Below are 21,323 nucleotides of genomic sequence, written 5' to 3'. Positions count from 1 at the left end.
CCGCTCGGCCACGGGACCCACCGCAGCACCCCCGGCGGAGCCCACCGCGGACCCCGCTGCCCACCTGGGCATACCCGGGGACCCAGCGCAGGGCTCGCCGACCACACCGACCCGGCGCCCTGCCCGGGCCGATCAGTGGGCATGACCCATCACCTGCCCATCGCCGTCCTCGGTGCCGGAGCCGCCGGATGCGCCACCGCCCTCGCCCTCGCACACGCCGGACACGACGTGACCCTCGTCGACCGTCGAGGCCTCCTCGAGGGCACGAGCAACGGCACGCCGGCCCGACTCGGGCTCGGCTTCCACTACGCCGACCGTGCGACGGCGCTCCTGCTGCTCGAGCACACCATCGACTTCGTCACCCGTGTCCCCGGCTGCACGCTCGGCGACCGCCCGGACGCCCCGGCGTTCCTCCGGCATGCCCGGTACTTCATCGCGCGCGACTCGCTGTTCTCCCCGGAGGAGATCCGGTCGACGCACAGCGCACTCGCGGAGCGCTACGCCGAGCTGTGGGCGGACCACGACGGGGCGCTCCCGTACGGGGATCCCGCAGCGTTCGTCCGCGAACTCGCCCCGGAGGAGTACGCGGGGGACACCGCTGCCGAGCGCGTCGTCGCGGGCTTCGACACCCGGGAGGTCCTGATGGACTGGCCGCACGTTCGCCGCGGCCTGGTCGCGGCACTCGCCGCGGAGCCACGGGTCCGCGTCGTGACCGGTGCCGAGGCGACCGGTCTCGAGCTGCGGTCCACCGGGCACGCGGTCGTGCACCTCCGGGACGTCGACGGTGCAGCCACCGACCTGGACGCCGCACTGGTCGTGGACTGCACGTGGGAGAACATCGACCGGCTCACCGCGAGCGCCGGGCTCCCGGTGAACGACGAGGCCGTGAACCGGCTCAAGGCGCTGCTCGAACTCCGGCTGCCGGAGTCGATCGCCGAGCTGCCGTCGACGTTCTTCTGCATCGGGCCGTTCGCGATGTTCTCGAACATGGGCGACGGGCGTGGCATGGTCACGTACGCACCCCACACGAACGTGCACGCCTACCCCGCGGGCGACGGCGTGGCCGACATCATGCGGGCCCTCGACGGCGCGACCCCCGCAGGCGTGCAGCAGGAGCTCGCGCAGCGCATCCTCGACGGGGTGTCCCGGTTCATCCCGGCGATGGCGGACGCGGAGCCGGTCGGCCTGCGGTACGGGGTCGTCCGGACGCACGGGACGGCGACGCTCGACGACCGGGAGAGCGACGTGCACCGGCGCGACTACAGCGGCGTGCGGGTCGAGGCGCCGTGGCTCGTGACGAACGCGGCGACGAAGCTGATCTACTTCCTCCGCAACGCCGACGAGGTCGCGGCGCGGGTCGCCGAGGTCCTGCCGGCGCCGCCCGGTCGGGTACGGACGGGTGACTGGGCGGCGGTCGTCGCCGGTGAGACGCGACGGTGACGCCCCCTCGGTGGTCGGCAGCAGCTCGTTCCGTCGACCGTGTGCTCGACCGGACGCCGAGCATCGACGACCTCCGGGTCCTCGCACGCCGTCGGGTCCCGCGTGCGGTGTTCGACTTCGCGGACGGGGCAGCAGAGCGTGAGATCACCGCCCGTCGGTCCCGCGAGGCGTTCGCGGACCTGGAGTTCACCGGCCGCGCGTACCGGGACGTGCGGGAGGTCGACGCCGCTGCCGAGGTGCTCGGCGCCCCGTCGGCGCTGCCGTTCGGGATCGCCCCGATCGGGTTCACGCGACTCGTGCACCCGGCCGGCGAGGTCGCCGGAGCCCGGGTCGCGTCGCGCGCGGGCATCCCCTTCACGCTGTCCGCGATGGGCACGTCGACGATCGACGGGCTCCGGGCGGCCGCTCCCGGCGCTCGGCTCTGGATGCAGCTGTACCTCCACCGGGACCGTGGGCGGGTGCGTGCGGTGCTCGGACGCGCCGCCGCCGCCGGGTACGAGGCGCTGGTGGTCACGGTGGACGCACCGACCGCCGGAGCCCGGTGGCGGGACGCCGTGAACCGCCTCGCGGTACCGGTGCGACTCGATGCTCGCCGTGTGCCGTCCGCGGTCCGGCACCCTCGGTGGTGGCTCGCCCACCTCCGGGACGAGCCGCTGTCCTTCGCCTCGGTGGACCAGGCCTCCGGGTCGATGGCCGAGGTCTTCGCGTCCGTGTTCGACGCCGGCATGACCCTCGACGACCTCGCCTGGGTCCGGTCGCAGTGGTCGGGGCCCCTCGTGGTGAAGGGGGTGCAGTGCGCCGCCGATGCCGTCGCCGCGGTCGACGTCGGAGCCGACGCGGTCACGCTGTCCGTGCACGGCGGACGGCAGCTGGATCGTGCCGCCGCCCCGCTGGACCACCTCGTGGAGACCGTGCAGGCGGTCGCCGGTCGGGCCGAGGTGCACCTCGACTCGGGGATCCGGTCGGGCGCCGACGTCGTCGCGGCGATCGCACTCGGGGCCGACTTCGCGTGGGTCGGGCGCGCCCACCTGTACGGGCTGATGGCCGGGGGCGAAGCGGGAGCCGACCGAGCGATCACGATCCTTCGTGGCGAGGTCCTCCGGACGATGCGGCTGCTCGGCGTCCGGTCCCTCGACGAGCTGCGGCAGGCCGACGTGGTGCGGCTCCGGCGCCAGCGGCGCTGACCGGCCACCCGGCCACCCGGCCACCCGACCGACCGGCCACCCGGCCACCCGGCCCTGACCGGCCACCTGCCGGAGCCACCCGGCGCCGACCGCACGAGCCCGTGCCTCCCGGCCCTGACCGGTCACCTGCCGGGGTCCGCCGACGCAGACCGCGCTGGCCGTGCCTCCCGGCCGTCCCCGCGCACGCAGCGCGGCGCCGGGGGAGCGCACCCGAGCTCCCCCGACGCCGCAGCCTCTCCACCGGACCCGCTGCCTCGGGCCCGGCTCGTCGTCCGCTAGGCCCGCCGGACCCGCAGCGTGACGATCTCGAACGGGCGCAGGGTGAGCACGACCGGCTCCCCGGCACCCCAGGACGACGACTCCACCGGCCGCTCGAGCAGGTCGACGGCGGTGACCGACGCCACGTCGAAGCCGAACGACACCCCGACGTCGGACGCCCGACCACCGGAGGCCTCGTAGAGCCGGACGACGACGTCCCCGGAGCGGTCCTCGGCGAGCTTGACGGCCTCGACGAAGACCTGCGGGGACGACACCGTCACGAGCGGATCGACCGTGGTCGATCCCGGCACGGCCCGGACCGGCAGGTTCAACCGGTACCCGGAGTCGGCGGCCTCGAGCGCGGTGGCACCGACCCGCAGCACCGTGCGGAACACGTGGTGCCCCTGGTCGGCGTCGGGGTCGGGGAAGGTCGGCGCGCGCAGCAGCGACTCGCGGACGAGCGTCGTCGTGCCGCCGTCGGCCCGGGTCGACCGGGTGATGTCGTGCCCGTAGGTCGAGTCGTTCGCGACCGCGACCCCGAACCCGGCCTCGGCGACGTGGACCCAGCGATGGGCGCTCGTCTCGAAGCGGGCCGAGTCCCACGAGGTGTTCTGGTGGGTCGGCCGGTCGATGTGCCCGAACTGGATCTCGCTCGAGGCGACGGACGCCCGGACGTCGAGCGGGAACGCCAGCTTGAGGAGCTTCTGGTGCTCGTGCCAGTCGACCTCGGTCTCGATCCGCAGTTCGGGAGCCCCCTTGACGGCGGACAGCCGCGTCGTGATCGTCGACGACCCGAAGGACCGCTGCACCACCACGGTGTCGCCGTCCACCGTGACGTCCGAGGCGTCGAGCACGGTGCCGTTGCGCTGGTAGGCGCGGTCGATGTCCCAGGCCTCCCACTGGTTCGGGGTGTCGCGGAACACGGTGTACTCCGCGCCGGACGCGCCCGGTGCGATCGCGTCGCGGCCCGTGGCGTTCGCCACGAGTGACGCGACGTGGCCGGTCGCGTCGATGGTCGCGGTGACGACGCCGGTGTCGAACACGAGGTGGTCGCCGTGTCGGACGGGAGGCACGGGTCGCTCCCCGTCGGTCGGCGAACCACCCAGGGCGGTCACCCCGCCCGACGCGACGGGCGAGGCGTTGAAGCGGACGAGCCGCTCGCCGGCGGCCGTGACGTCGGCATCCCGCTCGCCGGCGACCTCGGGGCTCGGTGCGTCGAGCAGTCCGGCGCCGTGTCCGGCGGCCGTGGCGGAGGCGGATGCCCCGACCCCGGCGAGCGCCGCGGCTCCGCCGTTCGCGAGCGCGGTGGTGGCGGTGCCGATCAGTCCCTCGAGGACCTCGGCGACGCGGGCGTAGTTCTCCTCGGCGACCTCGTAGACCCAGGCGATCGACGAGCCCGGCAGGATGTCGTGGAACTGCTGGAGCAGGACGGTGTGCCAGGCCTCCTCGAGTTCCTCGTACGGGTAGTCGAGCCCGTGCCGGACGGCGGCGGTCGCGGCCCAGAGCTCGGCTTCGCGGAGGAGGTGCTCGGAGCGACGGTTGCCCTGCTTGGTGCGGATCTGCGACGTGTAGGTGCCGCGGTGGAACTCGAGGTACATCTCCCCCGACCACACGGCGGGCTCGGGCAGGACGCGCTCGAGCTCCTCGAAGACGTCGGCGGGCGTGCCGAGCGTCACCCGGGGCGAACCGTCGAGGTCGTGCTGGCGTCGGGCCGCGGCGACCATCTCACGCGTGGGTCCTCCACCGCCGTCGCCGAAGCCGTAGAGCAGCATCGAGGTGTTCGCGACGCCCCGCTCCTTGTTCTGCCGTTCGCCGCGGTGCAGGTCGGCGGGTGAGACGTCCGAGTTGTAGGTGTCCGCCGGTGGCAGGTGGGTGAGGACGCGCGAGCCGTCGATGCCCTCCCAGTGGAAGGAGGTGTGCGGGATGACGTTCGTCTCGTTCCACGAGGGCTTCTGCGTGACGAACCACTTCGAGCCGGCGGCGCGGACGATCTGCGGCAGCGCACCCGAGTAGCCGAACGAGTCCGGCAGCCAGGCCTCGGGGGTGTCGATGCCGAACTCCTCGAGGAACAGGCGCTTGCCCGCGACGAACTGCCGCGCGAGCGCTTCACCGCCGGGCAGGTTCGTGTCGGACTCGACCCACATGCCGCCGACCGGGATCCACCGTCCCTCGGCGACCCGCTGCTTGATGCGCTCCCAGATCGACGGGTAGCCGTCACGGATCCAGGCGTACTGCTGCGCGGAGGAGCAGGCGAACGTGAAGTCCGGGTCGCGGTCCATCAGGTCGAGCACGTTCGAGAACGTGCGCGCGCACTTCCGGATGGTCTCGCGGACGGGCCAGAGCCAGGCGGAGTCGATGTGCGCGTGGCCGACCGCGATCGCGCGCTGTGCGGACCCGGAGGCGCCGACGGCGAGCAGGGGCGCGAGGACCGCCCGGGCCTCGGCAGCGGTACCGGCGACGTCGTCGGGGTCGAGGGCGTCGGCGGCGCGTTCGAGGCCGCGGAGGAGGTCCGCGCCGCGGGTACCGTCGGTGGGCAGCTCGCCCATGAGCCCGCGGAGCACCCAGAAGTCCTGCTGGAGCTCCCACACCGTGTCGTCGCGCTCGACGAGTTCGATGCGGCGGACGCGGTAGACCGGGTCCGACCCGGCGGTGGACTTCGAGCCGAGCGGCGTGGCGCCCTGGAAGGAGTCGCCGCCGATGTCCGGGTTCGCGGCTGCCTCGACGTAGACCTCGAAGGACTCGCCGGGGCCGACCTCGACCGGGACGGTGTCGTTGTGCGGCTCGATGCCCTTGATCGTCGTGCCGTCCGGTCGCCACGCGAGGCCCTCGGCCTGGAAGCCGGGGTTCCGCTTGGTGAAGCCGAGGTCGACGAGGAGCTCGGCGGTGGTGCCGGGCTCGGTGCCGAAGTCCGCCGGGACGGTGCCGCGGATCCGGAACCAGGTGGTGCCCCAGGGCTTCCCGCCCCAGGCGCCGCCGTCGAACGGGGTGTACTCGGCGGCGACGGCGGTGGCGAACGACACCGGCTCGTCCGGCACCTGCCAGGCGTCGATCGTGACGGGTGCCGAGCGGCGGTGCACGGCGGGGTCGATGCGGTCGCGGACCAGCCGGGCGATCCGGGCGTGGACGAGCGGTTCGTCGGAGTGCATGGAGGAGGTTCCTTCCGGCTCAGCCCTTGATGCCGCCGGCGAGGGCGTTGCCGCCGCCGAGGCCCCGGGACACGAGCACGTAGAGGGCGATGACCGGCACGGAGTACACGATCGAGAACGCGGCGAGCTGCCCGTAGGCGACGGCGCCGTTCTGGCCGAAGAAGTTGAAGATGCTCACCGCGGCGGGCACCTTGTCGGGCGAGAGGAGCAGCACGAAGGGGACGAAGAAGTTCCCCCACGCCTGGATGAACACGAAGATGAACACCACGGCGATGCCCGGTCGCATGAGCGGGATCACGATGCGCCACAGCGTGGTGAGCATCGAGGCGCCGTCGGTCCAGGCCGCTTCCTCGAGCGACACCGGCACCGAGTCCATGAAGTTCTTCGCCATCCAGATCGCCATCGGCAGGCTCGTCGCGGCGAGGAAGAAGATGCAGCCCCACACGTTGTCGATGAGGTTGAGCGACACGAACAGCGCGTAGACGGGGACCATCATCGCGGTGATCGGCAGGCCGGTGCCGAACAGGATGCTGTACAGGAAGGGCTTGTTGACCCGCATCTTGTACCGGGACAGCGGGTACGCGGCGAGGATCGCGACGACGACCGTGACGACCGCGGTGCCGCCGGAGAGCAGCAGGCTGTTGCCGAGTGGGATGAACGACAGGTCCGGCGTGAGCACCTTGGCGAAGTTGTCGAGCGTGAACTGCGTCGGCATCTTCACCGACAGCGACGCCTGCGTGTCGAGCGACGCGAGCACGAGCCACAGCAGCGGCACGGCGAAGCAGACGGCGATGACGAGCAGCACGACGTTCGACACCCAGCGCATCGTGCGGCCGCGCGGGGAGGTCATGTGGAGGGCGCCGGGGGCGGTCACCGCGCGGGTGGCGTTCGCGACCGGGCGGTCAGCGGTGAGGGCCATGGTCAGACCACCTCCGGCCCTTGAGTGGGCACAGCAGCCTTGATGTCTCGCTTGGACATGGTCAGTCCACCTCCGGCCCTTGAGTGGGCACAGCTGCCTTGATGTCTCGCTTGGACATGGTCAGTCCACCTCCGGCTTCAGTGCCTTGATGTAGATGATCGAGAAGACCGCGCCGACGATGAGCAGGATGGTCGCGATCGCCGTCCCGAAGCCGAGCTGCGAGAACTTGAACGCCTCCTGGTACGCCAGGATCGGCAGCGTCGACGAGTTCGTGCCCGGGCCGCCGCCCGTCATCACGAAGATCAGCGTGAACACCGACAGCGTCTGCAGTGTCGTGAGCATGAGGTTCGTCGAGATCGAGCGGCGGATCACGGGGATCGTGATGTACACGAGGCGCTGCCAGCCGGCGGCGCCGTCGACCTCGGCCGACTCGGTGATCTCCTCGGGGACCTCCTGCACGGCTGCGGAGTAGACGAGCATCGAGAACGCGGTGCCGCGCCAGATGTTCGCGAGGATCACGGAGAGCATCGGGAGCGTGTAGAGCCAGTTCGGCCCGGTGATGCCGAAGACCTTCAGGAACTCGTTGAGCGTGCCCTGGTCGTTGAAGAACGCGTACGCGGCGAACGAGGCGACGATCTCCGGCAGCACCCACGCGGCGACGACGAACGTGCCGACGATCGACCGGACGACCTTGTTCGCGCTGCGCATGAGGAGCGCGAGCCCGAGACCGAGCACGTTCTGCCCGACGACGGCGGAGGCGAGGAGGAAGACGACGGTGAGGATGACGGACTTCGGGAAGTCCGGGTCCTGGAACAGCTCGACGTAGTTCTTCAGTCCGACGAACTGCTGGTCGGAGGCGCCGACGCCGGTCAGGGCGGAGTTGGTGAACGACCCGTAGAACGACGAGATGACGGGGCCGAGCAGGAAGATGACGAGGAGGACGACGGCGGGCAGGAGCGGGACGGCCCGTCCGACGTTCCGTAGCGGCTTCCGCTTGCGCGGCGCCGGCGGGTCGGTGCGCTGCGGCGCACCGGGCGCCGACAGGGTCGGCGCGAGGGGGGTGCTGGACACGGGGTGCCTTCCGGGTGCGGAGGGGGTTTCCGAAGGTGGGGAGGGACGGGCGGGAGGCACGGTGCACGACGCGAGCCGTGCCTCCCGTCCGTCAGGTGGTGACGTCCGTCAGGAGCTGCGTCCGTCAGCCGGCGGAGACGGTGTTGTCCTTGCCGACGACCTGCTCGACGGCCTGGTCGTAGGCAGCGGCAGCCTGCTTCGGGCTCTGCTGCCCGGTCATGACCGACTCCATCGCGACCTGGATGGCGTTCGAGATCTGCGAGTAGTCACTCGTCGCCGGGCGGAAGTTGGTGTGCTCCACCAGCCCGGAGAAGAACTTGAACGTGGGGTTCGCGTCGGTGTAGGCGCTGTCCTCGGCGACGTCCTTGCGGACGGCGATCTGGCTGTTCTCGGTGTCGTACTTGAGCGACCCGTCCTTGTCGAGGAACTTCGTGATGAAGTCGAACGCGGCCTGCGGGTTCTTCGAGTTCTTGCCGACCGCGAGCGTCCAGCCACCCGACATCGAGTTGTAGCCGGGCTCCTGACCGTTCTGCGTCGGGAACGCCGCGGTCCCCATCACGTCGTTCCACTTCGCCCACGGGGCGGTGCCGGTCTTCAGCCAGGTGCCGGACTGCCACGAGCCGTCGAGGTCGATCGCGAGCTTGCCCTGCGGCAGCCACGTCTGGGCGATGGTCGTGCCGACGTTGGTGTCGAGCGCCTGCTGCGGGGTCGGGCCGAGGCCGCCCTGGTAGACGTCCTTCACGAACTGGAGCGAGTCCTCGAACTGCTTCGAGCCCGTGACCCACTTCTTGTCCTTGTAGAGGGTGTTGCCGTCTCCGTCGGCTCCGTACAGGAGCATCTCGAAGCCCTGCATGGTCGAGGCCTCACCCTGCGCCTTGCCCGAGTAGATGTTGAACGGGATGACGCCGGAGTCCTTCTCCTTGATCGTCTTCGCCGCTGCGAGGACGTCGTCCCAGGTCTTGGGCTCCCACGGGACGGGGAGGCCGACCTTCTCGAAGATGTCCTTGTTGTACCAGAGCGCCCGGGTGTCGGTGCCCATCGAGACGCCGTAGGTCTTGCCGTCGACGCCCTCACCGGCCTGCTTCGCGTTGTCGTAGAACTGGTCCCAGTCCTTCCACTTCGCCGTGTACTTGTCCAGCGGCAGGAGGTAGCCGGCCTGGGCGTCGGCCTTGATGAGGAAGGTGTCCTCGTACATGACGTCCGGCGCGGTGGCCGGCGCCTTGTTCATGAGGGCGAGCTTCGTGTAGTAGTCGTTGCCCTGCGCCTGGATCGGCACGAGGGTGACCTTCTTGCCCGGGTACTCCTTCTCGTACGCCGTCTTGACTTCCTTCATCTGGGCGTCGAGTTGCTGGAAGGCGCCGAACTTCTGGTACGCGATCTTGATGGTGTCGCTCGAGGCGGACCCTGAGCTGGAACAACCCGCCAGTCCGACCGCGGCGACTGCCACGGCTGCGAGACCGGCGATGATTCGGGTGCGGCGTTTCATCGGTGCTCCTTTGCACGGGATGTCCGCGGGTGCCGTCACCCGCGCGCAGGATTAGTCCAGCGTATTGACTTATCCGTGTCAAGAGCGATTCCGGTACCGTTCCGGAACGACCTCACACCGGGGTGGCACCGCCGGTCACCGTGATGCCCCCGGTCTCGGGCACGTCGACGAGCAGCACGCTCGGACGTCCGACGTGCCGCCCCTGCCTGATCACCACACGGTCTCCCGGCGTCACCGCGCCGACCGCCCGGAGGTACGCGCCGGTCGACGCGGCGGCCGACCCCGTCGCCGGGTCCTCGGTGATGCGGCCGGCAGGGAACAGGTTGCGCGCCTCGTACTCGAGCGGCCCCGTGCGGTGCAGCACCGTCACCGTGCCGGCCCACCCCGCCTCGTCCTTGAGCTCGGCGAGCACGCGGGGGTCGAAGCGGAACTGGTGGAACAGCTCGGCGTCGGCGAGGACGAACACCGGGTGGCGGTTGCCCGCGAAGGACTCGAGGACCGGGAACCCGTCGGCGACGTCGGCGGGGTCGAGCCCCGTGACCGCGAACAACCGGGCCAGGTGTCCCGGGTCGACCGCGCGCGTCCACGGCTCGACGCTCGTCATCGCGAGGAGCACCGCGCCGTCCGGAGCGGTGGAGGTGTGGACCGCGATCTCCCCCGCCGGGGTGACGAACACCCGGTCCCCGGTGCCGTACCGTTCGGCGAGCGCGACCCCGGTCGCGACGGTGGCGTGCCCGCAGAACGGCACCTCGGCCCCGGGCGAGAAGTACCGGACGACCGGGCGGTCGAGGGTCCCGCCGACGACGAACGCCGTCTCGGAGTACCCGACCTCGCGGGCCGTGTCGAGCATCTCGGAGTCCGACATCTCGGACGCGTCCAGCACGATCCCGGCCGGGTTGCCACCGCCCGGCTCGGCGGCGAAGGCGGTGTACCGGAGGATCTCGGAGCTCATCCCCCGACGGTACCGCCCGGCCCCGTCTCCCCCTGCCCGGCGCCCGAAGGACCGTCGAACCGCGCACCGCGTTCGTCGGAGGGGATCGTGAGGAAGACGACCAGGACCACGTTGCCGACCGGGACGGCTGCGAGCAGCACCCACCAGCCGGAACGGTTCGTGTCGTGCAGACGACGAGCGATCACCGCGATCCACGGGAGCAGTGCTGCGAGCCAGAGGAGCGCGAACAGCAGCAGACCGACCAGGCCGACCGGCGGCAACGAGGACAGGAGCGTCCCCCACACCGGGAACGGGTTCATCGACCGGAGCGCCTCTTCCATCACCGCTTCGTCCGCGGGCGAGATGTCCTGCGGCCGCCACGTGAGGATCCCGATCACGTACGGGATCTGCGCGACGCTGGCGAGGATGTACCACCACAGCGCCCACCACCAGAACTCGGCGCGGGCTGCTCGGCCCGAGAAGACGGTGTACCCGCGCCAGAACCGGCCGAAGGACGCCAGGAAGGTCGCTCGGTGCCAGGCCGTCCCGACGGGTGGTTGCACGGAGTCGGTCACCCGTCCTTCTTACCGAGCAGACCTCACAACACCTCGGTGGGCATGTCCCCCGTGCGTCGCGGCCCGGGTCAGCGGCGGATGAGGAGCGTGCTCGCCCGCGGTGACAGCGCCGCGTCGAGCACGAGGCACGCCGCCCCGACCGCAGCGACGTCGGCCCCGCGGTCGCTCTCCTCCACGGCGATCGGGTGCTTGGGGACGAGCAGCGGCGACCCCACGATCGCCTCCCGTGCAGCCGGCAGGGCCGCGGACGCGATCCGGGACCAGAACGGCCCGCCGAACACCACGCGGTCGAGGTCGAGCAGGTTCACGATGAGCACGGCCGCGTTGCCCATGACCCGGCCGGCGTCGGCCGCGAGCGCGCACGCCTCCGGGTCGTCGGCCGCGATCGCCGCCGCCAACGCGTCCCACGCACGGTCGACGGACGCCGCGTCGGACACCTCGCCGAGCGACAGCCCACGCGCCGCTGCGATCTGCACGAGCCGGTCGGGGGCGACCGCGGCGCCGACCTCCCCGCGGGTGCCGGATCCGTCCGGGGTGCCGGCGAGGGGCCCTTGGTCGACCATGATGTGCCCGGCGTCGCCCGCGTTCGCCCCCACGCCCCGGACGGGCTCGTGGTCGAGGACGAGCCCGACGCCGAAGCCGGTACCGAAGTACACGAAGGCGAAGTTCCGGGCCGCGGACTCCCCCGCCAGGAACATCTCGCCGACCGCGGCCGCCGTGACGTCCTTCTCGAGCAGGACCGGGTAGCCCGTGGCCTCGGCGAGCGCGTCGCGGAGCGGGACGTCGCGCCACCGCGGCAGGAACGGCGGGTCGAGGACGACGCCGGCGTCCGCGTCGATCGGCCCGGGGCTCGCGATGCCGACCCCGAGCACGGTGTCGACGTCGACCTCGGCCCCGACGACGAGGGCGTCCAGGGCGTCGGCGATGGTGCGGACCACCTCGGCGGGATCGTCCGCGGTGGGGGTCGAGGTGGTGGTCTGCGCGACGACGGTGCCGGCGAGGTCGAGCAGGACGTAGGTGACGATCGCGGGGTCGATGTGCACCCCGACCGCGTAGCGGCTGCCGGCCTCGAGTCGGAGGATCGTGCGCGGCTTGCCCCGACCCGAGACGACCGTGCCGGACTCGACGATCATGCCTGCCTCGATGAGGAACCGGGTCACGTTCGACACGGTCTGCGCGCTGAGCCCCGTGCGTCCGGCGAGCTCCACCCGGCTGAGGCCCTCGGGCGAGCGTCGGACGGCGTCGAGCACGACGGTCCGGTTGAACCCCCCGATCGACGGGAGGTTCGCTCCTCGCCGGTGCTCTGCCATGTCGCGACCATACCGCCCCGTGAGCCGGTCCCACGGACCGTGACAACGTTGCGGTATCGGTCCGCACGGCCCGCTGGCCCCCGGACTGGCGGCACGGATACGCTGACCGCATGGCCGAACTCCGTCTCGAACAGCTCTCCGCAGCGACCGCCGCCGCGGCCAACTCCCTGACGCTGAAGCCGGGGCAGGAACAGTTCGTGCAGCCGACCACCTACGGGCAGGCCGAGGAGGACGTGAAGCCCAGCTCGGCGTGGACCCGCGTCGTGCTCGACGGTGACGAGGTCGTCGGCATGATCATCGGCACGTTCGACGCGGACAACCCGGAGGAGGAGCTGCGCAGCGCGATCTGGCGCGTCAACGTCGCGGCGACGGCCCAGGGTCGCGGCGTCGGTCGCTTCGCGGTGCACGGACTCGCGGACGAGGCACGCAGCCGTGGGTTCGAACGTCTGACCGTCGTCTACGAGCCGGGCGGCAGCGGCAGTCCCGAGGCGTTCTTCCGCGCGCTCGGCTTCGAGTTCGTGCGCGAGACCCAGTACGGCGACCACTTCGCGGTCCTGAACCTCGGGTGACGACGGAGCCGACCCCGTCGGTCGACTTCGGCGCTGCCGTCGCCGAGGTGGTCCGCAGCATCCCGGCCGGTCGGGTCATGACGTACGGCGACGTCGCCGCGGTGCTCGGGTCACGAGCTTCGCGCGCGGTCGGCAAGGTGATGGCGCACGAGGGCGCCGACCTGCCGTGGTGGCGCGTGGTGCGGTCGGGCGGGCACCCGCCGGTCCACCACGAGGCCCGCGCGCTCGAGCACTACCGCGCGGAGGGCACGCCGCTCGTGCACGGAGCGACGGCCTGGAGGCTCGACATGCGTCGGGCGCGCTGGTCACCCGAGCCGGGTGACCCGTCGGACGACGTGACGGACTACGACCCGACGGATCCCGGGTTCCCGGTCGACCCGTTCTGAGCCACGGTCTCCCGCACGGTCCCGTCCGGGCCCGGCACTGGCTCGCCCCCTCCGCTCGCGACCGCCGCGGTCGCCGTGACGTCCGCAACGCCCCCTGCCTCAGCGACCTCCGACGGGCGCAGGTCACGGATGCGTCGGGCCGGCACACCGGCGTAGAGCCCGCCGGTGCGGAGGTGCCCGGCGACGACCGCACCCGCGGCGACCACGACGTCGTCCTCGATGACGGCACCGGGGAGCACCATCGTGCGCGCACCGATCCAGACCCGCTCGCCGATCGCCACCGCACGACCGGAGGCGGTGCGGTCCCACTCGCCGGCGGCGTCGATGCCGTGGTGGCTCGTGACGATGAGCACCTGCATGCCGATCGCGGTGTCGTCCCCGATCGTGACGGGCGCGACGGCCTCGATCGAGACGTGCTTGTTGCAGAAGACGCCGGTGCCGATGGTCAGGTTCCGTGCCGAGCCCGTGAGGGCGAACCCGACACCGGGGCCGGACCCGACGTGCGCTCCGGCGAGGTTCAGGAGCCCGCGACGCACCACCCGCGGGACGAGCGCCGATCCGAGGAGCGTGCTGAACAGGACGTGCTCGGTGCCGTACGTGAGGTCTTCGCGCAGGCGTGCCGCCGGGCCGCTCGGGGTGTGGGTCACACGCGAACAGTAGGTCGGCCGGCCCGTGTCCGTCCCCTGCTCGGGCGACTCTTGCGGCTTCCCGCTGCCGACCCTGTCAGAGGTCGAAGCGTGCGCCCTTCGGGTTCGGCGGGAGCAGGCACAGGACGAGGAACACGACCGAGCCGATGCCCGGGACGACGTTGACGAACAGCCAGAACCCGGACAGGTTCGCGTCGTGCAGCCGTCGGGCGCCGAGGGCGAGCGAGCCGATCAGGGTGACCAGGCCCCAGAGCACGAAGAGGTACGACCCGACGGGGTTCTCGAACAGCGGGGCGTCGGGTGTGAACGCCTGCGGCACGAGCTGGAGCGCGAGTCCGATCGCCAGCGACGTGATCCACCACCACCAGAACTCGGCGCGCGACGCCCGGCCGGTGAACACCGTGTACTTCCGCCAGAACCGTCGGACGGCCTCGGCGAAGGGTGCGCCGTAGAAGGGGTCGCGCAGGGCGACGCCGCCGGGCTGCACGCTGTCGTTGCTCATCCTGCAAGCCAACCACGACGTGCTGCCCGGCCGCGTCGCGCCCCGTGACGAACGACGCGCCCCGGCGTACCGGGGCGCGTCGTTCATCGGGGGGCGCGTCTCACACGAGCGAGTCCCGCCAGGCCGCGTGCAGCTGGGCGAACCGCCCGGTTCCGGCGATGAGGTCGTCCGGCGTGCCGTCCTCGACGATGCGGCCGTGCTCCATCACGAGCACGCGGTGCGCGATCGCGACGGTCGACAGGCGGTGCGCGATGATCACGGCCGTGCGGTCGGCGAGGAGGGTCTCGAGGCCCTCCTGCACGAGCCGCTCGGACGGGATGTCGAGCGACGCCGTCGCCTCGTCGAGGATGAGCACCTTCGGATCGGCGAGGAACGCCCGCGCGAACGAGAGCAGCTGGCGCTGCCCGGCGCTCACCCGGCCACCGCGCTTGTTCACGTCGGTGTCGTACCCGTCCGGCAGCGCCATGATGAACTCGTGCGCGCCGACGGCCTTGGCCGCCCGCTCGATCTCGTCCCTGGAGGCCCCGGGCTTGCCGAGCGCGATGTTGTCCGCGACCGAGCCGGAGAACAGGTACGCCTCCTGTGTGACCATGACGATCGCGCGGCGCATGTCCTTCGTGTCGAGTTCCCGCAGGTCCACCCCGTCGAGCTTGACCGACCCCTGCGACGGGTCGTAGAAGCGCGCCATGAGCTTGGCGAGCGTCGACTTCCCCGCACCCGTCGACCCGACGAGGGCGATCGTCTGCCCCGCGGGGATGTGCAGGTCGAACTCCGGCAGCACGACCTTGTCCACGTTGTAGGCGAACACGACGTCGTCGAAGTCCATCTTCCCGCTGGCGTCGGCGAGCCGGGTCGGCTTCACCGGGTCCGGCACGCTCGGCCGCTCCTCGAGCACCCCGGAGATCTTCTCCATCGCGGCGGAGGCCGACTGGTACCCGTTGTAGAACATCGCGAGTTCCTGGGCCGGGTCGAAGAACCGCTTGGCGTACAGCGCGACCGCGAGGAGCGCGCCGACCTCGAGCGAACCACCGACGATCCGGAAGCCACCGACGATGACGACCGCGGCGAGCGTGGCGTTGCCGATGAGGACGAGCACCGGGTCGAATGTCCCGAACAGGTTGAACACCTTCGTGTTCGCCAGCCGGTAGTCCTCGACGTAGCGGCCGTACTCGTCGCGGTTGCGGGACTCCTTGCGGAAGGCCTGCACCGCGCGGATGCCCGTCATCGTCTCGACGAAGTGCACGATCACGCGGGCCGAGGCGACGCGGGTGGCCCGGAAGAGCGTCTGCGAGTTCGACTGGAACCAGCGGATCAGGAACCACAGCGGCACGAGCGACACCGCGAGGACGAGCCCGGACGTCGGGTCGAGCGCCACGAGGGCGATCGCCGTGAACACCATGTAGAGCACGCCCTGGATGAGCTGGTTCAGCCCGGAGTCGAGCAGCTCGCGGATGGAGTCGAGGTCGCTCGTCTGGCGGGAGATGATGCGACCCGACGTGTACGTCTCGTGGAACTCGAGCGACAGCCGCTGCGTGTGCAGGAACACCCGCTTGCGGAGGTCGAACAGGATCGCCTGGCTGATCCGGGCCGCCAGCACGGTGTACCAAGCGGTCAGGACGGCGCCGGCGATCGCCACGACGATGTACGTCGCGACGACGCCGAACGCCGGTACCCAGTCGTTCCGGTCGAGCACCGCGGGCAGGGCGTTGTCGATGCCCCACGCGATGAGCGCCGGACCCGCGACGGTGCCGGCGGTGGAGACCACGACGACGATCCCGAGCAGCACGAGCCGCGCCTTGAGCGGAGCGGCGAGCGACCCGAGCAGGGCGAGGGAGCGACGCCGCAGGCGCTTGCTCTCCGCCTTGGTGAAGTCGTCGCGCTCCTCGCCGCGCACGCCGAGCGTGGTGATCGACGCGGTGATGGGAGCCGCCGACTGCGTGTCGGCGCCCTCCTGCGGGACGGCGCCCGGGCCTCCCGGCTGCGCCGCCGTCTCGACGGGCAGTTGCTGTTCCTGCTGGCTCATGCCATCGCCTCCTCTCGTGCGGTGGCGTCGTCCTCGTCGAGCGACGAGATGACGTAGCGGTAGTGGTCGTTGGTGGCCATCAGCTCCGAGTGGGTGCCGACGGCGGTGACGACGCCGTTCTCCATGAGGGCGACGCGGTCCGCGAGCGTCACCGTCGACGGACGGTGCGCCACGATGAGCGACGTGGTCTCGGCGAGGACGCGGCGGAGGCCGGCCTCGACCCGGGCCTCGGTGTCGACGTCGAGCGCCGACAGCGGGTCGTCGAGCACGAGGACCGACGGACGGGCCGCGATCGCGCGGGCGAGGGCGAGTCGCTGCCGCTGCCCGCCGGAGAGCGACAGGCCCTCCTCGCCGACCCGGGTGTCGACACCGTCCGGCAGGTCGTCCACGAAGGACGCCTGTGCGATGTCGAGCGCCTCGCGCATGACGACCTCGGCCTCGTCCCCAGACAGGTCCGGCCGTCCGAGCAGCACGTTGTCGCGCACCGACGTCGAGAACAGCGTGGCGTCCTCGAACGCGACGCCGACATGCCGCCGGAGCTCCTCACGCGTGAGGTCGCGGATGTCCACGCCGTCGATCGTCACCGAGCCGCCGGTGACGTCGTAGAGCCGCGGCACGAGCGACAGCAGCGTGGTCTTGCCGCAGCCGGTGAGCCCGACGAGCGCCATGGTCTCGCCCGGCCGGAGCTGCAGCTCGACGCCGTTGATGAGGTCGGGGTACTGCGGCGCGGAGTCCTGGTAGCGGAAGTGCACCGCGTTGAAGGACAGTGCGCCGTGCGGCTCCGCGATCGTCTTCGGGTGCTCGGGGTCGGTGATCGTGTTCTCGGAGTCCATGACCTCGAAGAAGCGGTCGACCGCCGTCCGGGTGTCGAACGTCATCGAGAGCAGGAAGCCGATCGACTCGATCGGGAACCGCAGCACCGTCGCCGTCGCGAAGAACGCGAAGAGCTGCCCGACCGTGAGCTGCCCCTGCGACGCCAGGAAGATCCCGGCGAGGAGGCACAGCGCGAACGCCACGTCCGGCACCAGCAGCAGCCAGAGCCAGATGCTCGCGACGGCCTTCGCCTTCTCGATCTCGGTGCCGCGGAGGGCCTCGGCCTGCTCACTGAACTCGTCGAGCTTGTACCGCCCGCGGCCGAACGCCTTGAGGACGCGGATCCCGTGCACCGACTGCTCGACGCTCGTGGCGAGGTCGCCGACCTGGTCCTGGCTGCGACGGGCCACGACCGAGTACTTGCGCTCGAACAGCAGGCCGTTGATCCACAGCGGGATCGACGCGACGAGGAACACCAGGCCGAGCAGCCACCCGAAGGTGAACAGCACGACGAAGCCGACGACGATCGTCACGATGTTGACGACGAGCAGGACGACACCGAACGCGAGCCACCGGCGGATGAGCGACAGGTCGGACACCGAGCGGGAGAGCAGCTGGCCGGACTCCCAGCGGTCGTGGAAGGCCACCGGCAAGTCCTGCAGCTTCGCGTAGAGCGCGTTCCGCATGCTCGTCTCGATCCGGGTGGACGGACGCATGACGAGCCGGCGGCGGGAGGCGATGAAGAACGCCTCGAGCACGCCGAGCGCGAGCACACCGAGCCCGGCGGGCCAGATCTGCGCGGAGTCCTTCGAGGACAGCGGCCCGTCGACGAGCCACTGCAGGACGTACGGGATCGCGAGCGCGACGAGCGAGGCACCCATGGCGGCGAACATGCCGCCGATGAGGCGCCGCTGGTACGGCTTCACGTAGGGGTGGATCCGCGCGATGGCGCGGAAGGTCGAGGGGCGGTCGGTGGACGGGCGCGCCTGGTCTGGCGTCTTGGACATGGGGTCTGCGTCCTCGTGCGTCGTGCCGGTCCCCCGGATCGGTCGCTGCTGTCGCAGCAGCCGACCTGGAGGCACGGTGTCCGTTGCGTGGTGGTCGTCGGCCGAGCGGGCGGTCGCGTCACGGGCCGGCCCCGCCTGGTCGGGCGGGTCCGGTGTCGCGTCGTGGCCGCTCGCCGCCGCTGGTCGTGCGGCGTCGGTTCGGTCGGAGTGCACCGGGGACGTGGTGGTCCCCGGGTTCAGGCGTGGGCTCGCGCAGGCCCGTGCTCGTCGTCGCCGGTTGTCGTCCGGCGGCTCGTCGCGTGCTCGTCGTCGCCGGTGGTCGTCCGTCGGCTCGTCGCGTGCTCGTCGTCGCCGGTCGTCACCGGTGGCTCGTCGCGTGCTCGTCGTCGCCGGTCGTGACCGGTGGCTCGTCGCTGGCTGTGGGAAGCAGCCCTACGCGGACAGCGGTGCCGTGACGGCGGGCGTACCCGGGAACGGGTACGGCGCGACGGCCGCGGGTGCGATCCGCGGTCGTGCGTCGGGAGCGGTCCCCATGAGGCGCACGATGTCCGCACGGGCTGCCATGGCCGTGGTTCCGGTCGTCGTGTGCATCGTCACTCCAGTCGTCGTCTTCGTCACCGTTGTGTCCCGCGGTGCCGCCGACCGTTGCGCAGTGTCCTGCTGGGTCGTCGGCGTGCCTGTCGCGGAGCCTTACAGACTATTCACAGTCGAACGTGGTGCGCAAGCGTTTTCCGTGTTTGCCGGACGCCCCGGGTTCATGGACTCAGTGGAAGAAGTGCCGCTCGCCCGTGAGGTACATCGTGACACCGGCGGCCTTCGCGGCGGCGATCACCTCGTCGTCCCGGACGCTGCCGCCGGGCTGGGCGACCGCGCGGACCCCGGCGTCGAGCAACACCTGCAGCCCGTCGGCGAAGGGGAAGAACGCGTCGGAGGCCGCGACCGATCCGGCAGCGCGCTCACCGGCACGGCTGACCGCGAGGTGGCACGAGTCGACGCGGTTGACCTGCCCCATGCCGACACCGACGCTCGCGCCGGCGTTCGCCAGCAGGATCGCGTTCGACTTCACCGCGCGGCACGCCTTCCACGCGAACGCGAGGTCGGCGAGGGTCTGCTCGTCCGCGGGCTCGCCCGAGACGAGGGTCCACGTCGACTGGTCGAACCCGTCGAAGCGGTCGGCGTCCTGCACGAGGAAGCCACCCGAGACCTGCTTGACCTCCTGCGGTGCGAGCGCGAAGTCGGCCGGGAGCTGCACGAGGCGGATGTTCTTCTTGCGGGAGAGGACCTCGAGCGCCTCGGGGTCGAACGCCGGGGCCACGACGACCTCGGTGAAGATGTCGGCGACGGTCTCCGCCATCCCGAGCGTCACCGGACGGTTCGCCGCGATGACGCCGCCGAAGGCCGACAGCGGGTCACAGGCGTGCGCCGCGGCGTGGGCGGAGGCGATCGGGTCGGACGCGTCCGTGGGGGCGACCGCGATGCCGCACGGGTTGGCGTGCTTGATGATCGCGACGGCCGGCTCGGTGAAGTCGTAGGCCGCGCGGACGGCTGCGTCGGCGTCGACGTAGTTGTTGTACGACATCTCCTTGCCGTGCAACTGCGTCGCCTGCGCGATGCCGGTGCCGTGCTCGGAACGGTAGAGCGCCGCGCGCTGGTGCGCGTTCTCGCCGTAGCGGAGGGTCGTGGCCAGCCCTGCGTCGACCGTGAGGTGCTCCGGGAAGTCCGCACGGGCCTCCCGGCCGTCACCGTCGCCGGCTGCGGACGCGACGACGTCCGTCGCGAAGTAGGAGGCCACCGCCGTGTCGTAGGCCGCGGTGTGCGCGAACGCCTGCGCCGCCAGGCGCTTCCGGAGCTCGAGCGTCGTGCCACCGGCACGGACGGCCTCGACGACCTCGGCGTAGGACGACGGCGAGACGACGATCGCGACGTTCGGGTGGTTCTTCGCCGACGCACGGACCATCGCCGGGCCGCCGATGTCGACGTTCTCGACCACCGTCGCGGTGTCCGCACCGGACGCCACGGTCTCGACGAACGGGTAGAGGTTCACGACCACGAGCTGGAACGCCTCGATGCCGAGCTCGGCGAGCTGCTGCTCGTGCGACTCCAGGCGGAGGTCGGCGAGGAGTCCCGCGTGCACGGACGGGTGGAGCGTCTTCACGCGGCCGTCGAGCGACTCCGGGAACCCGGTCACGCTCGACACGTCCGTCACGGCGAAGCCCGCGTCGCGGATCGTCTGCGCGGTGGAGCCGGTCGACACGATCTCGACGCCGGACTCGGCGAGCGCACCCGCCAGCTCGAGCAGACCGGACTTGTCGGAGACCGAGATCAGTGCGCGGCGCACGGGCACCACGTCACGGTCGCGGTACAGGCTGGGGTCGGCGGCGTGCACGCTCATGCGTTCGAGGGGCCCTTCAGGTCGGTCTTGCCGTTGGCGATGTCGAGGACGGTCTGGATGAGCAGGCGACGCTCGACCGGCTTGATGCGGTCGTGCAGCGTCGACTCGGAGTCGCCCGGCAGCACCGGGACGCGCTCCTGGGCGAGGATCGGCCCGGAGTCGACGCCGTCGTCGACCGCGATGACGCTCGCGCCGGTCTCGGTGACCCCGGCGGCGAGCGCGTCCCGCACGCCGTGGGCGCCGGGGAACTCGGGCAGGTACGCGGGGTGGGTGTTGATGATCCCCGGCGAGAACTCCGCCACGACGGCCGGCGGGAGCAGGCGCATGAGGCCCGAGAGCACGAGGAGGTCGGGCGTCCACGGCCGGATCTGCTCGGCGAGCGCGGCGCCCCACTCGGCGCGGCTCGCGTACCGGGAGTAGGGGACCGTGAAGGTTGGGATCGAGAACTCCTCGCCGAGGCCGAGACCCTCGGCGTCACGGTCGGCCCCGATCGCGACGACGCGGGCGGGGTACTCGGCGTCCGTGGTCGCCTCGAGCAGCGCCCGCAGGTTCGACCCGGTACCGGAGATCAGGACGACCAGTTCGAGCACGGGGTCCAGCCTACCGGGGCGCTCGGGCGTGCTACTCCGCCGACTTCGGCCTGCGCCACCAGGGCAGTTCGTCG

The 21,323-nt window shown here is 71.5% G+C and carries 18 protein-coding genes; 4 read left to right on the top strand and 14 right to left on the bottom strand.

Annotated elements, in window-relative coordinates; genetic code table 11:
* The first annotated feature begins 141 nt into the window (after positions 1-141).
* Both ACSW7Y_RS05695 and ACSW7Y_RS05690 read left to right on the top strand, forming a co-directional pair.
* Positions 142-1,440, top strand: a complete 1,299-nt coding sequence (locus ACSW7Y_RS05695; RefSeq protein WP_438125359.1) for an FAD-dependent oxidoreductase — start codon at positions 142-144, stop codon at positions 1,438-1,440.
* A gap of 41 nt (positions 1,441-1,481) precedes the next feature.
* Positions 1,482-2,624 carry an alpha-hydroxy acid oxidase gene (locus ACSW7Y_RS05690; protein WP_438125358.1) on the top strand — a complete coding sequence of 381 codons (1,143 nt, stop codon included), beginning with the start codon at positions 1,482-1,484 and terminating at the stop codon, positions 2,622-2,624.
* A 275-nt stretch (positions 2,625-2,899) separates the two neighbouring features.
* Here ACSW7Y_RS05690 and ACSW7Y_RS05685 read toward each other — a convergent pair whose 3' ends face one another.
* The 7 genes from ACSW7Y_RS05685 to ACSW7Y_RS05655 form a co-directional block, all read right to left on the bottom strand.
* Positions 2,900-6,028 (bottom strand): alpha-mannosidase, encoded by a 3,129-nt coding sequence (locus tag ACSW7Y_RS05685; protein WP_438125357.1) that lies wholly within the window; start codon positions 6,026-6,028, stop codon positions 2,900-2,902.
* A gap of 19 nt (positions 6,029-6,047) precedes the next feature.
* Positions 6,048-6,947, bottom strand: coding sequence for a carbohydrate ABC transporter permease (locus ACSW7Y_RS05680; RefSeq protein WP_290133660.1), 900 nt, complete (start codon positions 6,945-6,947; stop codon positions 6,048-6,050).
* Positions 6,948-7,067: 120 nt separating this feature from the next.
* On the bottom strand, positions 7,068-8,018 hold the full coding sequence (locus ACSW7Y_RS05675) for a carbohydrate ABC transporter permease (protein WP_438125356.1): 951 nt from the start codon (positions 8,016-8,018) through the stop codon (positions 7,068-7,070).
* Positions 8,019-8,142: 124 nt separating this feature from the next.
* Positions 8,143-9,504, bottom strand: a complete 1,362-nt coding sequence (locus tag ACSW7Y_RS05670) for an extracellular solute-binding protein (RefSeq protein WP_438125355.1) — start codon at positions 9,502-9,504, stop codon at positions 8,143-8,145.
* Between the two features lie 112 nt (positions 9,505-9,616).
* Entirely contained in the window at positions 9,617-10,456 is an 840-nt protein-coding gene (locus ACSW7Y_RS05665; RefSeq protein ID WP_438125354.1) for a PhzF family phenazine biosynthesis protein, read from the bottom strand.
* The gene (locus tag ACSW7Y_RS05660; protein WP_438125353.1) at positions 10,453-11,010 is read right to left on the bottom strand and encodes a DUF805 domain-containing protein; all 558 of its coding nucleotides are present in this window, start codon (positions 11,008-11,010) and stop codon (positions 10,453-10,455) included. Before ACSW7Y_RS05660 ends, ACSW7Y_RS05665 begins: the two co-directional genes overlap by 4 nt.
* A gap of 68 nt (positions 11,011-11,078) precedes the next feature.
* On the bottom strand, positions 11,079-12,320 hold the full coding sequence (locus ACSW7Y_RS05655) for an ROK family protein (RefSeq protein ID WP_438125352.1): 1,242 nt from the start codon (positions 12,318-12,320) through the stop codon (positions 11,079-11,081).
* A gap of 110 nt (positions 12,321-12,430) precedes the next feature.
* Between ACSW7Y_RS05655 and ACSW7Y_RS05650 the strand changes: the two genes are divergently transcribed.
* Complete coding sequence (locus ACSW7Y_RS05650) at positions 12,431-12,889, top strand: GNAT family N-acetyltransferase (RefSeq protein WP_438125351.1); 459 nt, start codon at positions 12,431-12,433, stop codon at positions 12,887-12,889.
* On the top strand, positions 12,886-13,275 hold the full coding sequence (locus ACSW7Y_RS05645; protein WP_438125350.1) for an MGMT family protein: 390 nt from the start codon (positions 12,886-12,888) through the stop codon (positions 13,273-13,275). Before ACSW7Y_RS05650 ends, ACSW7Y_RS05645 begins: the two co-directional genes overlap by 4 nt.
* Here the strand turns inward: ACSW7Y_RS05645 and ACSW7Y_RS05640 are convergent.
* From ACSW7Y_RS05640 to purN, 7 genes are all read right to left on the bottom strand, one after another.
* Complete coding sequence (locus tag ACSW7Y_RS05640; protein ID WP_438125349.1) at positions 13,233-13,922, bottom strand: acyltransferase; 690 nt, start codon at positions 13,920-13,922, stop codon at positions 13,233-13,235. The genes ACSW7Y_RS05645 and ACSW7Y_RS05640 overlap by 43 nt on opposite strands.
* Positions 13,923-13,998: 76 nt before the next feature.
* Entirely contained in the window at positions 13,999-14,424 is a 426-nt protein-coding gene (locus ACSW7Y_RS05635; protein WP_438125348.1) for a DUF805 domain-containing protein, read from the bottom strand.
* 100 nt (positions 14,425-14,524) lie between these two features.
* Entirely contained in the window at positions 14,525-16,333 is a 1,809-nt protein-coding gene (locus ACSW7Y_RS05630) for an ABC transporter ATP-binding protein (protein WP_438125367.1), read from the bottom strand.
* Positions 16,334-16,443: 110 nt separating this feature from the next.
* Positions 16,444-18,267 carry an ABC transporter ATP-binding protein gene (locus tag ACSW7Y_RS05625; RefSeq protein ID WP_438125347.1) on the bottom strand — a complete coding sequence of 608 codons (1,824 nt, stop codon included), beginning with the start codon at positions 18,265-18,267 and terminating at the stop codon, positions 16,444-16,446.
* A gap of 432 nt (positions 18,268-18,699) precedes the next feature.
* The gene (locus tag ACSW7Y_RS05620) at positions 18,700-18,885 is read right to left on the bottom strand and encodes a hypothetical protein (RefSeq protein ID WP_438125346.1); all 186 of its coding nucleotides are present in this window, start codon (positions 18,883-18,885) and stop codon (positions 18,700-18,702) included.
* A 145-nt stretch (positions 18,886-19,030) separates the two neighbouring features.
* Entirely contained in the window at positions 19,031-20,659 is a 1,629-nt protein-coding gene (gene purH, locus ACSW7Y_RS05615; protein ID WP_438125345.1) for a bifunctional phosphoribosylaminoimidazolecarboxamide formyltransferase/IMP cyclohydrolase, read from the bottom strand.
* The gene (purN, locus tag ACSW7Y_RS05610) at positions 20,656-21,249 is read right to left on the bottom strand and encodes a phosphoribosylglycinamide formyltransferase (RefSeq protein ID WP_290133648.1); all 594 of its coding nucleotides are present in this window, start codon (positions 21,247-21,249) and stop codon (positions 20,656-20,658) included. Before purN ends, purH begins: the two co-directional genes overlap by 4 nt.
* Positions 21,250-21,323 lie beyond the last annotated feature (74 nt).

The sequence above is a fragment of the Curtobacterium flaccumfaciens genome (assembly GCF_051548005.1).
Classification (GTDB): domain Bacteria; phylum Actinomycetota; class Actinomycetes; order Actinomycetales; family Microbacteriaceae; genus Curtobacterium.
Note: the sequence above shows the minus strand (reverse complement) of the source record. Positions and strands in the feature narration are given on the sequence as shown.

Coding starts and splice junctions, on each gene's coding strand:
- ACSW7Y_RS05655 (WP_438125352.1), bottom strand. CDS start 12,320: ATGGCAGAGCACCGGCGAGGAGCGAACCTCCCGTCGATCGGGGGGTTC.
- ACSW7Y_RS05685 (WP_438125357.1), bottom strand. CDS start 6,028: ATGCACTCCGACGAACCGCTCGTCCACGCCCGGATCGCCCGGCTGGTC.
- purH (WP_438125345.1), bottom strand. CDS start 20,659: ATGAGCGTGCACGCCGCCGACCCCAGCCTGTACCGCGACCGTGACGTG.
- ACSW7Y_RS05635 (WP_438125348.1), bottom strand. CDS start 14,424: ATGAGCAACGACAGCGTGCAGCCCGGCGGCGTCGCCCTGCGCGACCCC.
- ACSW7Y_RS05670 (WP_438125355.1), bottom strand. CDS start 9,504: ATGAAACGCCGCACCCGAATCATCGCCGGTCTCGCAGCCGTGGCAGTC.
- ACSW7Y_RS05650 (WP_438125351.1), top strand. CDS start 12,431: ATGGCCGAACTCCGTCTCGAACAGCTCTCCGCAGCGACCGCCGCCGCG.
- ACSW7Y_RS05665 (WP_438125354.1), bottom strand. CDS start 10,456: ATGAGCTCCGAGATCCTCCGGTACACCGCCTTCGCCGCCGAGCCGGGC.
- ACSW7Y_RS05625 (WP_438125347.1), bottom strand. CDS start 18,267: ATGTCCAAGACGCCAGACCAGGCGCGCCCGTCCACCGACCGCCCCTCG.
- ACSW7Y_RS05695 (WP_438125359.1), top strand. CDS start 142: ATGACCCATCACCTGCCCATCGCCGTCCTCGGTGCCGGAGCCGCCGGA.
- ACSW7Y_RS05680 (WP_290133660.1), bottom strand. CDS start 6,947: ATGGCCCTCACCGCTGACCGCCCGGTCGCGAACGCCACCCGCGCGGTG.